Source organism: Pseudomonas sp. LB3P81, from assembly GCF_054897965.1.
The window spans coordinates 2,998,338-3,013,343 of the sequence record NZ_JBUBVG010000001.1 but is presented as its reverse complement, the minus strand read 5'-3'; the positions used below and the strand labels follow the sequence as shown (position 1 = coordinate 3,013,343).

The following is a 15,006-nucleotide window of genomic DNA, read 5'->3' as shown; positions in this document are numbered from 1 at the left end:
GGTGGCCGAGGCCACTTCACGGATAGAGGTGTGGATACGTTCCACAAAACGGTTGAACGAGGTGCCCAGCGCACCGAATTCGTCATGGCCGTGAATGGTCAGGCGTTTGGTCAGGTCACCTTCGCCTTCGGCGATGTCATGCATGGCGCGGCCCATGATCAGCAGCGGCTGCATCAGGAAACTGATCAGCATGCCCAGCAACGTGATGATGATGACCACGGCGATGACCATGGCGATGATCGCCGAGGTGCGGAATTCGCTGAGCATCGAGAATGCGGTGTCCTGATCCAGCACCAGCGCCACGTACCAGTTTGCCGACGGAACGCCGTTGACATGGGTGAAGGAGATGAACTGGCGCTTGCCGTCGATCTCGACTTCTTTCATGCCCGGGCTGACTTGCGGAGTGCCGTTCGGGTAGGCGTCGACCAGATTCTTGAGGACCAGTTTGCTGTCCGGGTGAATCAGGATCTTGCCGTCGGCGCTGACGATAAACGCATGGCCGTGACCGCTGAAGTTCAGCGAGTTGATGATTGCACTGACGCTGGACAGGTCGATGTCTGCACCGGCGACACCGATCATCTGGCCCTGGCGCTGCACCGGCGTGGCGACGGTGATCACCAGTTTGCCGGAGGACGCGGCAATGTAGGGCTCGGTGACGATGGTCTGTTGTGCGCTGTTCGCCGCCTTGTACCAGCCACGTGCGCGAGGATCATAGTCCGCGGCGCGACTGCCGGCCGGTATCGAAAACATCACGCCGTCGGTGCCGCCAAAGTAGCTCAGCTGGAAGTTGCTGGCGTAGGCGGGCAAGTCGATGGCGCGCTTGAGGTTTGCCAGGTCACTGCCATCCACCGCTACCTGCTGGGCAAGCGACTGCAGCAACTGCATGCGGCTTTCCAGCCAGGTCTGAATGTTGCTGGTGGTCAAGCTGCCGAGATCCTGCATTATCGATTCGGTACTGCTGCGCAGCGTCTGGCGCTGGCGGTAGTCGTTGAACAGGATGAAACAAGCGAATGCGACGGCCACCACGAGGGCTGCTGCCAACAGGATTTTGTGGCTGAACTTCATGTTTCTGGTCATTAAATGAGCTACCGCAAAGGGTCTGGTCAACAAAGGGGCGCCAATTTGCCACAGGTACGGGCTTCACGCTGCTTTTATGTCGACTGACTGGCGCCAAAGATTAGGCAACTTTTGTCAAAACCGACGAAATATTCAACAGCGAAAGAAAGTGGTCGATTTTTCGGCAAAAGGCAGACGAGCGGCCCCATAAATAGGCGCTTGGTCATGGAACCAGACAGGGGTTTTCTCTTCTAAGCTTCAGCTTGGCAGCCATGCCATTCCCTTCACCCCAGGAGCTACACCATGTCGTTGCGTTCCATCGCCTTGCTTTCGTTCTGCGTATTGTTGGCCGCATGCGGCAAGATCAATCAGGAAAATTATTCGAAGCTGTCGACAGGCATGCCCAAGGCCGAGGTTGAAACCTTGCTGGGCAAACCCTCCGACTGCTCGGGCGCGCTCGGCATGTCCAGTTGCACCTGGGGCGACAAAAACAGCTTTATCAGCGTGCAGTACGCCGGTGACAAAGTGTTGATGTTTTCCGGCCAAGGCCTGAAGTAATCCGGGGCGATGCGCCCGCGGGAGAAAAACAATGAAGCGGCTATTGATCCTCCTTTTTGCCGGCCTGGTATTGGCCGGTTGCGCCACTTCTGGCGAAGATCCGTTGGCGCCGAAAACCGTCAGCAGCGTCAATCTGAAGAAGTACCAGGGAACCTGGTACGAGTTGGCGCGTCTGCCGATGTATTTCCAGCGCAACTGCGCGCAATCCGAAGCCCGTTACACGCTCAATCCGGACGGTAACGTGCTGGTGCTGAATCGCTGCCTGACGGCGGATTGGAAATGGGAGGAGGCCAAGGGCACGGCTTATCCGCAGGTGCCGGGCAAGACCGACAAGCTGTGGGTCGAGTTCGATACCTGGTTTTCGCGGCTGATTCCGGGTGTGGCGAAGGGCGAATACTGGGTGTTGTTCGTCAGCGAAGACTACAAGACCGCCATCGTCGGCGACCCGAGCCGCCGGCATCTGTGGCTGCTGTCGCGAACCCCGACGGTCAATGGTGTGGTGCGTGAAGAACTGCTGAGCAAGGCGCGTCAGCAGGGGTATGACACGACGCGGCTGATCTGGCGCGCGACGGATACGCAGATGGCCAAGACCTCGAACTAGCGTCGCGGCTGAAAAAAAGATCGCAGCCTTCGGCAGCTCCTACAGAATCACACGAACCCTGTAGGAGCTGCCGAAGGCTGCGATCTTTTGCTTTTAGCCCAGAAGATCGTGCAGGACCTGGGTGAACGCCCGGCTGCTTTCCTCTTCCCCGGCATGACGTCCATCCCGCACAACCCACTGGCCATTGACCAGCACATCCCGCACCTGCCGATCGCCACCGGCAAACAACCAACGATTGAGAATCCCGTCCCCAGTGGCTGTCGCCAGGTACGGATCGCTACCGTCCAGCACCAGCCAATCCGCCCGTTTACCCACTTCCAGCGCACCGATCGGTTGACCCAACGCCTGCGCGCCGCCGTCCAGCGCCGCGTCATACAGCGTTCGACCAACCATCGGCTGATCCGCGCCATACAAACGATTACGCCGCTGATCGCGCAAACGCTGGCCGTATTCCAGCCAACGCAATTCTTCCACCACGCTCAATGACACATGACTGTCGGAGCCGATGCCCATGCGCCCGCCCTGGGCGAGGAAATCCACGGCCGGGAAAATCCCGTCGCCGAGGTTGGCTTCGGTGGTCAGGCACAGGCCGGCGATGGCGCGACTCTTGGCCATCAGCGTGACTTCTTCCTGGTTGGCGTGGGTCGCGTGAACCAGGCACCAGCGTTGATCGACTTCGGTGTTTTCGTACAGCCATTGCAGAGGGCGACGGCCGCTCCAGCTCAGGCAGTCATCGACCTCCTTCTGCTGTTCGGCGATGTGAATATGCACCGGGCACTGCTTGTCGCTGGCCGCCAGCACTTCGCTGATCTGCTGTGGTGTTACCGCGCGCAATGAGTGGAAACACAAACCCAGCGACTGCGCCGGTTGCTGCGCCAGGATCGGCTGCAAGCGCGATTGAAGCTTCAGGTAGTTTTCAGTGCTGTTGATAAAGCGACGCTGGCCGTCGTTCGGCGTCTGGCCGCCAAAACCGGAATGGCTATAGAGCACCGGCAGCAGGGTCAAACCAATACCGGCGGAACTGGCCGCCTGGCTGATGCGCAGCGCCAGTTCGGCGGGATCTGCGTAGGGTTGACCGCTCGTGTCGTGGTGCACGTAATGAAATTCTGCAACCGAGGTGTAACCGGCCTTGAGCATTTCGATGTACAGCTGACGGGCGATGACGCCGAGTTGATCCGGGCTGATTTTTCCGACGAGCCGGTACATCAGATCGCGCCAGGTCCAGAAACTGTCATTCGGATTGCCCGCGACTTCCGCCAGCCCGGCCATCGCTCGCTGGAACGCGTGGGAGTGCAGATTCGGCATCCCCGGCAGCAGCGGACCGCTGAGCCGTTCGGCGCCATCTGCCTGGGAGTCGGCCTGGATATGGGTCAAAACGCCGTCGGCGCTGACCTCAAGACGTACATTGTTGGCCCATCCACTAGGCAGCAGCGCGCGTTCGGCAAAGAAGGCGGACATGGTTCAGCACCCCATCGTGTGTTATTTGTATATACATATACAGACGTTTGCCTGCTCGGTAAACTCCGGCAAGCTAGCAACCTTTACTAAACGACCAAGGATTAACCGTGCCGACTCCGCCCCCAGTGTCACCGTTGGCCGCGAACATGGGCGACAGTCCGGCGCCCTTGTATGCCCGCGTCAAACAGATGATCACCCAGCAAATCGACAGTGGAAACTGGCCGCCGCACTACCGCGTTCCGTCGGAAAGCGAGCTGGTCAGCCAACTCGGTTTCAGCCGTATGACCATCAACCGCGCGCTGCGTGAGATGACCGCCGACGGTCTGTTGGTGCGCATGCAGGGCGTCGGCACGTTCGTCGCCGAGCCGAAAAGCCAGTCCGCGTTGTTTGAAGTACACAACATCGCCGACGAAATCGCCTCCCGTGGTCATCGCCATACGTGCCAGGTGATCACGCTTGAAGAAGAAGCCGCCGGTTCCGAGCGCGCCCTGGCCCTGGACATGCGTGAAGGCCAGAAAGTGTTCCACTCGCTGATCGTGCATTTCGAAAATGACATTCCGGTGCAAATCGAAGACCGTTTCGTCAACGCGCTGGTGGCGCCGGATTACCTCAAGCAGGACTTCACCCTGCAAACGCCTTACGCCTATCTGAATCAGGTCGCGCCGTTGACCGAAGGTGAGCACGTGGTCGAGGCGATTCTGGCCGAGGCGACGGAATGCAAGTTGTTGCAGATTGAAAAGGGCGAGCCGTGCCTGCTGATTCGTCGCCGCACCTGGTCCGGCCGTCAGCCGGTGACCGCTGCCCGTTTGATCCACCCCGGTTCCCGTCATCGTTTGGAAGGTCGGTTCCATAAATAGAGAGCCACAAATGAGTCAGATAAAGGTTTTACGCGCCAAAGATTACCCGCGCATGCCGTGGAAAAACGGCGGCGGCAGCACTGAAGAAATCACCCGCGATGCGGGCACTGGCCTTGATGGTTTCGGCTGGCGCCTGTCGATTGCCGATATCGGCGAGTCCGGCGGGTTTTCTACCTTCGCCGGTTACGAGCGGGTCATCACCGTGTTGCAGGGCGACGGCATGACTTTGTCGGTTGATGGCCGGAACACGCGGCCGTTGTTACCGTTGGACCCGTTTGCCTTCAGCGGCGAAAGCCACGTTTCCTGCACCTTGCTTGGTGGTCCGATTCGCGATTTCAACCTGATCTATGCGCCGCAGCGTTACGACGCGAGATTGCAGTGGCTGGATGGCGAGCAGCGGTTTTTCAGTTCGGCTGGCACCGTGCTTGTATTCAGTGTCGCCGATGCGCTTGAAGTGAAGGTCGGTAACAACGCCTCGCAACTCGGTCGTCATGATTGCCTGCAACTTGGCGGTAACGTCGGTTTGCTGGAAGTCTCCATTAACGGCGCGTGCTGTGTGATTGAGCTGACGGCGCGCGGTTAACTGTGGCGAGGGAGCTTGCTCCCGCTCGGCTGGGCAGCAGTCGTCAATCCTTTATCCCGGTTCCATCTGTTACAACGCATCATGCTCCCGGTTTTGGGTCTGCTTCGCAGCCCAGCGGGAGCAAGCTCCCTCGCCACAAAAGCAGTCCTCGTCCCGTTTCCTATTGCGCACCAACTTGTTACCGAACGCCCCAGCGTGGCGCAAAACCACGTTCAAGTAACAAGCCATCGCCCCTTCGCAAAATCCCCCCGAAAAATTTCATCTCTCACAAACCCTTGATCTACAAGCTTTCCATCCCTTCCAAAATTTTTCTTGAATGCCCATCCAACAAGTTGGCCGCTTGATTGCATATGCTTGTATGTACAAGTAAAGACGTATGCGTATGAGTCGACCGAGACTCTCCGCAGCGTCCACTGATTCGCTTGTGGCGCAACGATGCGCACAGGCTGGCTTACCCACCGCCAGGGTTGGTTTGGATTGATCGCTGAGGAGTCTTTTTCGTGACTGACAATACCCAGAAACCTACCAAGTTTCGTGACGTTGAAATTCGTGCCGCTCGCGGTAACAAGCTGACCGCCAAGAGCTGGCTGACTGAAGCGCCGCTGCGCATGCTGATGAACAACCTCGACCCGGAAGTCGCCGAGAACCCTAAAGAACTGGTGGTTTACGGTGGTATCGGTCGTGCGGCGCGTAACTGGGAATGCTACGACAAGATCGTCGAAAGCCTGACCAACCTGAACGACGACGAGACCCTGCTGGTGCAATCCGGCAAGCCGGTCGGCGTGTTCAAGACTCACAGCAACGCCCCGCGCGTGCTGATCGCCAACTCCAACCTGGTGCCACACTGGGCGAGCTGGGAACACTTCAACGAACTCGACGCCAAAGGCCTGGCCATGTACGGCCAGATGACTGCCGGCAGCTGGATCTACATCGGCAGCCAGGGCATCGTCCAGGGCACCTACGAAACCTTCGTCGAAGCCGGTCGCCAGCACTACAACGATGACCTGAAAGGTCGTTGGGTCCTGACCGCAGGCCTGGGCGGCATGGGCGGCGCTCAACCTCTGGCTGCAACATTGGCCGGTGCTTGCTCGCTGAACATCGAATGCCAACAAGTCAGCATCGATTTCCGCCTGAAAAGCCGTTATGTCGACGAGCAAGCCACCGACCTCGACGACGCGCTGGCCCGCATCGCCAAATACACCAAGGAAGGCAAAGCGATTTCCATCGCTCTGCTCGGCAACGCGGCTGAAATTCTGCCGGAACTGGTCAAGCGCGGCGTGCGCCCGGACATGGTCACCGACCAGACCAGCGCCCACGACCCGCTCAACGGTTACCTGCCGGCCGGCTGGACCTGGGAAGAGTATCGCGCTCGCGCCAAGACCGAGCCTGCTGCCGTGGTGAAAGCCGCCAAGCAATCGATGGCCGTGCACGTAAAAGCGATGCTCGAATTCCAGAAAATGGGCATTCCGACCTTCGACTACGGCAACAACATCCGTCAGATGGCGCAAGAAGAAGGCGTTGAAAACGCATTCGACTTCCCAGGCTTCGTACCGGCTTATATCCGTCCACTGTTCTGCCGCGGCATCGGTCCGTTCCGTTGGGCCGCGCTGTCGGGCAACGCCGAAGACATCTACAAAACCGACGCCAAGGTCAAAGAACTGATCCCGGACGACGCCCACCTGCACAACTGGCTGGACATGGCGCGCGAGCGCATCAGCTTCCAGGGGCTGCCGGCCCGTATCTGCTGGGTTGGTCTGGGCCTGCGCGCCAAGCTCGGTCTGGCGTTCAACGAAATGGTTCGCAGCGGTGAATTGTCTGCGCCAATCGTGATCGGTCGCGACCACCTGGACTCCGGTTCCGTATCGAGCCCGAACCGCGAAACCGAATCGATGCAGGACGGTTCCGACGCCGTGTCCGACTGGCCACTGCTCAACGCTCTGCTCAACACCGCGAGCGGCGCGACCTGGGTTTCACTGCACCACGGCGGCGGCGTCGGCATGGGCTTCTCCCAGCACTCGGGCATGGTGATTGTCTGCGACGGTACTGACGAAGCGGCCGAGCGTATCGCTCGCGTACTGCACAACGACCCGGCGACCGGTGTCATGCGTCACGCCGACGCGGGTTACCAGATCGCGATCGACTGCGCCAAGGAGCAAGGGCTGAACCTGCCGATGATTACCGGTAAATAAAAAACGGGCCTTGGCCCACTGCAAACCTGTAGGAGCTGCCGCAGGCTGCGATCTTTTGATCTTGATCTTAATCAAAAAGATCGCAGCCTCGTTTCACTCGACAGCTCCTACCGAAGAAGTGGCACGGCGCAGTACCCGACCGTTTGATCCTGCCAGTCGAGCAGGACGCGATGACCGAACAAAAGCTGAATGTGGGTCGCGCTGCGGCGCAGGCCTGATTGGACGTGGACAGGGCTGGATGCCTCTTGACTGCCGTAAGCCAATTCATGATTAGGAGCGTCAAACAATGAAATCGAACAAGACCCTGCTGACCACATTGCTTTCCATGGGCCTGCTCGCCAGCGCCGGCGCCACTCAGGCCGCCGGTTGGTGCGAATCGGGCAAGCCGGTGAAATTCGCCGGCCTGAACTGGGAAAGCGCCATGTTGCTGACCGACGTGCTGCAAGTCGTGTTGGAGAAAGGCTACGACTGCAAGACCGACAGCCTGCCGGGCAACTCCATCACCATGGAAAACGCCCTGAGCAGCAACGACATTCAAGTGTTTGCCGAAGAGTGGGTCGGCCGCAGCGAAGTCTGGAACAAGGCCGAGAAGGCGGGCAAAGTCGTCGGTGTCGGTGCGCCAGTCGTCGGCGCAGTCGAAGGCTGGTACGTGCCGCGCTATGTGATCGAAGGCGACGCCAAGCGCAAGCTGGAAGCCAAGGCGCCGGACCTGAAAAACATTGCTGACCTGGGTAAGTATGCCGCCGTGTTCAAGGACGCCGAAGAACCCGCCAAGGGCCGTTTCTACAACTGCCCGGCCGGCTGGACCTGTGAGCTGGACAACAGCGAAATGTTGAAAAGCTACGGCCTGGAAAGCAGCTACACCAACTTCCGTCCGGGCACCGGCCCTGCGCTGGATGCCGCGGTGCTGTCGAGCTACAAGCGTGGCGAGCCGATCCTGTTCTACTACTGGTCGCCAACCCCGTTGATGGGCCAGGTTGACCTGGTGAAACTCGAAGAGAAGCCGGGCGTGGACAAACGCGTGACCATCAAGGTCGGCCTGTCCAAGACCTTCCACGAGCAAGCCCCGGAGCTGGTGGCCGTGCTGGAAAAGGTCAACCTGCCGATCGACATCCTCAACCAGAACCTCGGGCGCATGGCCAAAGAGCGGATCGAATCGCCAAAACTGGCCAAGATCTTCCTGAAGGAACATCCTGAAGTCTGGCACGCATGGGTGAGCGAAGACGCAGCCAAAAAGATCGACGCGGCCTTGTAGGTTGAGCTTCTCCGACTGCCGTCAGCGGCAGTCGGATGCTTGATCGCAACCCCTTGATTGAGAGTCTCTTATGTTTCCCGAAAGCTTTACCTTTTCCATCGCCGACTGGGTCAATGGTTGGGTCGATTCGCTGGTCACCAACTACGGCGACGTGTTCCGCAGTATCTCCGACACCCTGTTGTGGGCCATCGTCAATCTTGAAGGGCTGCTGCGTGCGGCGCCCTGGTGGCTGATGCTGGCGATCGTAGCGGGCGTTGCCTGGCACGCGACCCGTAAAGTCGTGACCACCGCTGTCATCGTCGGTTTGCTGTTCCTTGTCGGCGCAGTCGGCCTCTGGGACAAGCTGATGCAGACCCTGGCGCTGATGATGGTGGCCACGGTCATTTCGGTGCTGATCGGCATTCCGCTGGGCATTCTCTCGGCACGCAGCAATCGCCTGCGTTCGGTGCTGATGCCGTTGCTGGACATCATGCAGACCATGCCGAGCTTCGTGTACCTGATCCCGGTGCTGATGCTGTTTGGTCTGGGCAAGGTGCCGGCGATTTTCGCCACTGTCATCTACGCCGCACCACCGCTGATCCGCCTGACCGATCTGGGCATTCGCCAGGTTGACGGCGAAGTGATGGAAGCGATCAACGCCTTCGGTGCCAACCGCTGGCAGCAACTGTTCGGCGTGCAACTGCCGCTGGCCCTGCCGAGCATCATGGCCGGGATCAACCAGACCACCATGATGGCGCTGTCGATGGTAGTCATCGCCTCGATGATCGGTGCCCGTGGCCTCGGCGAAGATGTGTTGGTGGGGATTCAGACCCTCAACGTTGGACGTGGCCTTGAAGCCGGTCTGGCGATCGTGATTCTGGCAGTGGTGATCGACCGCATTACACAGGCGTACGGTCGTGCACGGCATGAGGTGAGCAAATGAACAACGCAGCCATCAGCAAGATCGAAGTCAAAAACGTCTTCAAGATTTTCGGCAACCGTTCCAAGGAAGCGCTGGGCATGATTGGCCAGGGCAAAACCAAGGATCAGGTGCTGGCCGAAACCGGCTGCGTGGTCGGTGTGAACGACCTGTCGTTGAGCATCGGTAGCGGCGAGATCTTCGTGATCATGGGCCTGTCCGGTTCCGGAAAATCGACCCTGGTGCGCCACTTCAATCGCCTGATCGACCCGACCAGCGGCGCGATCCTGGTGGATGGCGTGGACATCCTGCAATACGACATGGAAGCCCTGCGCGAATTTCGTCGTCGCAAGATCAGCATGGTGTTCCAGAGCTTCGGCCTGCTGCCGCACAAAACGGTAGTGGACAACGTCGCCTACGGCCTGAAAGTGCGCGGCGAGACCAAGCAAATGTGTGCCGAGCGCGCGCTGCACTGGATCAACACCGTGGGCCTCAAGGGCTACGAAAACAAATACCCGCATCAGCTCTCGGGCGGTATGCGTCAGCGTGTGGGCCTGGCTCGTGCGTTGGCGGCGGACACCGACATCATTCTGATGGACGAAGCGTTCAGTGCGCTCGATCCGCTGATCCGCGCGGAGATGCAGGACCAGTTGCTGGAACTGCAAAAGACCCTGCACAAGACCATCGTCTTCATCACCCACGACCTCGACGAGGCCGTGCGCATCGGCAACCGCATCGCGATCCTCAAGGATGGCCGCCTGATTCAGGTCGGCACACCGCGAGAGATCCTGCATTCGCCGGCGGATGAGTATGTGGACCGGTTCGTACAGCGACGGGCTGCGGTGGTTTAGGAATGACCGCTTTTGTGGCGAGGGGATTTATCCCCGTTCGGCTGCGTAGCAGTCGTAAAACCATTACACGCGTTATGCCTGAGAAACTGTGGTGGTAGGTTTGGGGCCGCTTCGCTGCCCAACGGGGATAAATCCCCTCGCCACAGGATTTCAGTAGTCAACAGAATTGGTATGAGGCTCCAGATGTCCCAGGCTGAAAGAATCGTTATCGCCGACGCCCCGCTGCGTTGGCAGGATGTAGTCGCAGTCGCCCGTCACGGCGCACAGCTCGATCTGTCGGCTCAGACCTGGGCGCGGATCGAGAACGCTCAGGCGATCGTCCAGCGCATCGTCACCGGCGGCGAACGCGCTTACGGCGTCAACACCGGTCTGGGCGCGTTGTGCAACGTCTCGCTCAAAGATGAACAACTCAGCCAACTGTCGCGCAACACCTTGCTCAGTCACGCCTGTGGCGTTGGCGCGCCACTGGCTGACGAACAGACTCGCGCGATCATGTGCGCCGCGATCCGCAACTACAGCCACGGCAAATCCGGCATTCATCGCCGGGTGGTTGAAGCGTTGCTGGCGCTGCTCAATCGCGGCATCACGCCGCAAGTGCCGTCCCAGGGCTCGGTCGGTTACCTGACCCACATGGCGCACATCGGCATCGCGCTGCTGGGCGTCGGCAATGTCAGCTATCGCGGGCAGATCGTTTCTGCGCAACAGGCCCTGGCCGAAGAAGGTTTGCAACCGGTTCAGCTCGGTGCCAAAGACGGCTTGTGCCTGGTCAACGGCACGCCGTGCATGACCGGCCTCAGCTGCCTGGCGATTGCCGATGCCACGCGCCTGCTGCAATGGGCCGACGTGATCGGCGCCATGAGTTTCGAGGCCCAGCGCGGCCAGATCGCGGCGTTCGATGCCGAGATCATCGCCCTCAAGCCGCACCCGGGCATGCAGCAGGTCGGTATCAACCTGCGGGCGTTGCTCGATGGCAGTGAAGTGATTGCGTCGAGCAAAGGCATCCGCACCCAGGATGCGCTGAGCATCCGTTCGATCCCGCAAGTCCACGGCGCTGCACGGGATCAACTGGCTCACGCGATTCAACAGATCGAAACCGAACTCAACGGCTGCACCGACAACCCGTTGCTGCTGGGCACGCCGGACAATTTCCGCATCATGTCCCAGGCCAACCCGCACGGTCAGTCCGTGGCCATGGCGGCTGATTTGCTGGCCATCGCCATGGCGGAAATCGGTTCCATCGCCGAACGACGTCTCGACCGTTTGATCAACCCGCATGTCAGCGGTTTGCCGGCATTCCTGGTGGCCAATCCGGGGGTGAACTCCGGGATGATGATCGTGCAATATGTCGCCGCTTCGCTGTGTGCGGAAAACCGTCAACTGGCGCAACCGGCGGTGCTCGACAACTACGTCACCTCGGGCTTGCAGGAAGACCATCTGAGCATGGGCACCAACGCCGCGTTGAAGCTGCATCGCGCGTTGGAAAACTGCACGCAGATTCTCGCGATCGAGTTCCTGCTGGCGGCTCAGGCTTTTGAATTCCTCAAAGAGCAACGCTTCGGCGCCGGCACCGATACCGCGTGGCGTCTGCTGCGTGAGCGTGTTCCGGCTTACGACCAGGACCGCTGGCTGGCACCGGACATCGCCGCTGCTGCCGGGGTTTTGAAAGATTCGAATTTGCTGCACAAGGCCTTACCGAACCTCAACTGATTCCTCCATCAAACCAGCGTGCCAAGGCGCCAGCCCCCTACAAGGCGGGAAGCGACGGACAACGGACATTTCCGGAGCGTCTGGTTAGTTAACAAAAAGACTCTCAAAAGGAGAATAAAAGTGACTGCGCTAAATTTGATTCCCGGCCAACTGAGCCTTGCCCAACTGCGTGACATCTATCAGCAACCGGTCAAAATCACCCTCGACAACAGCGCCTCGGCGCAGATCGAAGCCAGCGTTGCCTGCGTGGAACAGATCCTCGCCGAGAACCGCACCGCCTACGGCATCAACACCGGTTTCGGCCTGCTGGCTTCGACCCGCATCGCCAGCGAAGACCTGGAAAACCTGCAACGCTCGCTGGTCCTGTCCCACGCTGCCGGCGTCGGCCAGCCGATCAGTGACGCGCTGGTGCGTCTGGTCATGGTGCTCAAGGTCAACAGCCTGAGCCGTGGTTTCTCCGGCATTCGCCGCGTGGTTATCGACGCGCTGATCGCCCTGATCAACGCCGAGGTTTACCCGCACATTCCATTGAAAGGTTCGGTCGGCGCTTCCGGCGACCTGGCGCCATTGGCCCACATGTCGCTGGTGCTGCTGGGTGAAGGCAAGGCGCGTTACAAAGGCGAATGGCTGGAAGCGACCGAAGCGCTGAAAGTCGCCGGCCTGACCCCGCTGACCTTGGCGGCGAAAGAAGGCCTGGCGTTGCTCAACGGCACTCAGGTGTCCACCGCTTATGCGCTGCGCGGTCTGTTTGAAGGTGAAGATCTGTTCGCGGGCGCCCTGGCCCTGGGCGGCCTGACCGTCGAAGCGGTGCTGGGTTCGCGCTCGCCGTTCGACGCCCGCATCCACGCCGCGCGTGGCCAGAAAGGCCAGATCGACGCCGCTGCCGCTTACCGCGACCTGCTGGGCGAGCGCAGTGAAGTGTCCGATTCGCACGAGAACTGCGAAAAGGTTCAGGACCCGTACTCCCTGCGCTGCCAGCCGCAAGTCATGGGTGCCTGCCTGACCCAGTTCCGTCAGGCCGCCGAAGTGCTCGCTGTCGAAGCCAACGCCGTTTCGGATAACCCGTTGGTGTTCGCTGCTGAAGGTGACGTGATCTCCGGCGGTAACTTCCACGCCGAACCCGTTGCGATGGCTGCCGACAACATGGCCCTGGCCATCGCTGAAATCGGCTCGCTGAGCGAACGCCGCATCTCGCTGATGATGGACAAACACATGTCGCAACTGCCGCCGTTCCTGGTGGCCAATGGCGGCGTGAACTCCGGTTTCATGATCGCTCAAGTGACTGCTGCGGCACTCGCCAGCGAAAACAAGGCGTTGTCCCATCCACACTCGGTGGACAGCCTGCCGACGTCGGCGAACCAGGAAGACCACGTGTCCATGGCCCCGGCGGCGGGCAAGCGTCTGTGGGAAATGGCCGAGAACACTCGCGGGATTCTCGCGGTGGAATGGTTGGCGGCAGTGCAGGGGCTGGACTTGCGTGATGGTCTGAAGACCTCGCCGAAACTGGAGAAGGCTCGCGGGATTCTGCGTAAAGAAGTGCCGTTTTATGAGAAGGACCGGTTCTTTGCGCCGGATATCAATGCGGCCACGGAACTGTTGGCTTCGCGTTGCCTGAATGAGCTGGTCACGGCGAAAATTTTGCCTAGCCTGTGATGGCCTCTTCGCGAGCAAGTCGAATCGTCGCACCGCCGCTCCCACATTGGATTGCGTAACCCCCTGTGGGAGCGGCGGTGCGACGATTCGGCTTGCTCGCGAAACGATTTTGAACAAGACGAGGAACTCGGGATGAAAACTCTCTGGCAACACTGCCACGTCGCAACCATGGCGCAAGGCGTCTACTCGATCATCGAGGATGCGGCCATCGTGACGTCCGGTGCGCGCATTGAGTGGATCGGCCCTCGCGCTGAACTGCCGGCGGGCGAATACCCGACCGTCAACGATTTGAAAGGGGCCTGGGTCACCCCGGGCCTGATCGACTGCCACACCCACACGGTGTTCGGCGGTAACCGCAGCGGTGAATTCGAACAGCGCCTGCAAGGCGTCAGCTACGCGGAAATTGCCGCGGCCGGTGGCGGCATCGCCAGTACCGTACGCGCTACCCGCGCGGCCAGCGAAGACGAACTGTTCGCCAGCGCCGCCAAGCGTCTGAAGAGCCTGATGCGCGATGGCGTCACCACGGTCGAAATGAAATCCGGCTATGGCCTGGACCTGGCCAGCGAACGCAAGATCCTGCGAGTGATTCGTCGTCTCGGCGCCGAACTGCCGATCAGCGTGCGCAGCACCTGCCTGGCGGCCCATGCCTTGCCGCCGGAGTATGTGGACCGCGCTGACGACTACATCGATCACATCTGCGCCGAGATGCTCCCGGCCCTGGCCGCCGAAGGGCTGGTGGATGCAGTGGACGCGTTCTGCGAATACCTGGCGTTTTCGCCGGAGCAGGTCGAGCGCGTGTTCATCACCGCACAAGAACTCGGTTTGCCGGTGAAGCTGCACGCCGAGCAACTGTCCTCGCTGCACGGTTCGAGTCTGGCGGCGCGTTATCACGCACTGTCGGCCGACCACCTGGAGTTCATGACCGAAGAAGACGCCATCGCCATGGCGGCGTCCGGCACCGTTGCCGTGTTGCTGCCCGGCGCGTTCTACTTCCTGCGTGAAACCCAATTGCCGCCAATGGACGCGCTGCGCAAACACGGCGTGAAAATCGCCATCGCCAGCGACCTCAATCCCGGCACCTCGCCAGCATTGTCGCTGCGCCTGATGCTGAACATGGCCTGCACCTGTTTCCGCATGACCCCGGAAGAAGCCCTGGCCGGTGCGACGATTCATGCCGCCACCGCGTTGGGCATGGCCGAGACGTACGGTTCGCTGGAAGCCGGCAAGGTCGCGGATTTTGTGGCCTGGCAAATCGATCGTCCCGCCGACCTGTCGTATTGGCTGGGCGGTGATCTGGAGAAACGCGTCGTGCGTCACGGCGTTGAAACGAGCGTTTAGGA

12 protein-coding genes and 1 pseudogene are annotated in these 15,006 nt (G+C 60.2%); 11 read left to right on the top strand and 2 right to left on the bottom strand.

Translation table 11 applies throughout. The annotated features are described in order from the left end of the window. Positions 1–42: 42 nt before the first annotated feature. A pseudogene (locus ACYZTL_RS13860) lies at positions 43–1,065 on the bottom strand (HAMP domain-containing protein); the annotation flags it as partial. 294 nt (positions 1,066–1,359) lie between these two features. Here ACYZTL_RS13860 and ACYZTL_RS13855 point away from each other — a divergent pair. Next, the gene (locus ACYZTL_RS13855; RefSeq protein WP_461952266.1) at positions 1,360–1,614 is read left to right on the top strand and encodes a hypothetical protein; all 255 of its coding nucleotides are present in this window, start codon (positions 1,360–1,362) and stop codon (positions 1,612–1,614) included. Between the two features lie 31 nt (positions 1,615–1,645). Further along, complete coding sequence (locus ACYZTL_RS13850; protein ID WP_461952265.1) at positions 1,646–2,215, top strand: lipocalin family protein; 570 nt, start codon at positions 1,646–1,648, stop codon at positions 2,213–2,215. Between the two features lie 93 nt (positions 2,216–2,308). Here ACYZTL_RS13850 and ACYZTL_RS13845 read toward each other — a convergent pair whose 3' ends face one another. Beyond that, positions 2,309–3,673 (bottom strand): formimidoylglutamate deiminase, encoded by a 1,365-nt coding sequence (locus ACYZTL_RS13845; RefSeq protein WP_461952264.1) that lies wholly within the window; start codon positions 3,671–3,673, stop codon positions 2,309–2,311. A gap of 146 nt (positions 3,674–3,819) precedes the next feature. Between ACYZTL_RS13845 and hutC the strand changes: the two genes are divergently transcribed. The 9 genes from hutC to hutI all read left to right on the top strand — a co-directional run bounded on the left by hutC (position 3,820) and on the right by hutI (position 15,004). After that, positions 3,820–4,530 carry a histidine utilization repressor gene (gene hutC, locus ACYZTL_RS13840; RefSeq protein WP_461954306.1) on the top strand — a complete coding sequence of 237 codons (711 nt, stop codon included), beginning with the start codon at positions 3,820–3,822 and terminating at the stop codon, positions 4,528–4,530. Positions 4,531–4,540: 10 nt separating this feature from the next. Then, complete coding sequence (locus tag ACYZTL_RS13835) at positions 4,541–5,113, top strand: HutD/Ves family protein (RefSeq protein WP_461952263.1); 573 nt, start codon at positions 4,541–4,543, stop codon at positions 5,111–5,113. A 500-nt stretch (positions 5,114–5,613) separates the two neighbouring features. Then, positions 5,614–7,302, top strand: a complete 1,689-nt coding sequence (gene hutU / locus ACYZTL_RS13830; protein WP_461952262.1) for a urocanate hydratase — start codon at positions 5,614–5,616, stop codon at positions 7,300–7,302. Positions 7,303–7,588: 286 nt separating this feature from the next. Continuing rightward, positions 7,589–8,557 carry an ABC transporter substrate-binding protein gene (locus tag ACYZTL_RS13825; protein WP_461952261.1) on the top strand — a complete coding sequence of 323 codons (969 nt, stop codon included), beginning with the start codon at positions 7,589–7,591 and terminating at the stop codon, positions 8,555–8,557. Positions 8,558–8,627: 70 nt separating this feature from the next. Continuing rightward, positions 8,628–9,479: an ABC transporter permease gene (locus ACYZTL_RS13820; RefSeq protein WP_008058061.1), complete on the top strand. Its 852-nt coding sequence runs from the start codon at positions 8,628–8,630 to the stop codon at positions 9,477–9,479. Then, a complete protein-coding gene (locus ACYZTL_RS13815) occupies positions 9,476–10,306 on the top strand; it encodes a quaternary amine ABC transporter ATP-binding protein (RefSeq protein WP_461952260.1) in 831 nt (276 codons plus the stop codon). The genes ACYZTL_RS13820 and ACYZTL_RS13815 overlap by 4 nt, the downstream gene beginning before the upstream one ends. 183 nt (positions 10,307–10,489) lie before the next feature. Beyond that, on the top strand, positions 10,490–12,013 hold the full coding sequence (gene hutH, locus ACYZTL_RS13810) for a histidine ammonia-lyase (RefSeq protein WP_461952259.1): 1,524 nt from the start codon (positions 10,490–10,492) through the stop codon (positions 12,011–12,013). 120 nt (positions 12,014–12,133) lie between these two features. Further along, entirely contained in the window at positions 12,134–13,666 is a 1,533-nt protein-coding gene (hutH, locus tag ACYZTL_RS13805) for a histidine ammonia-lyase (protein ID WP_461952258.1), read from the top strand. 132 nt (positions 13,667–13,798) lie between these two features. Beyond that, the gene (gene hutI / locus ACYZTL_RS13800; protein ID WP_461952257.1) at positions 13,799–15,004 is read left to right on the top strand and encodes an imidazolonepropionase; all 1,206 of its coding nucleotides are present in this window, start codon (positions 13,799–13,801) and stop codon (positions 15,002–15,004) included. Positions 15,005–15,006 lie beyond the last annotated feature (2 nt).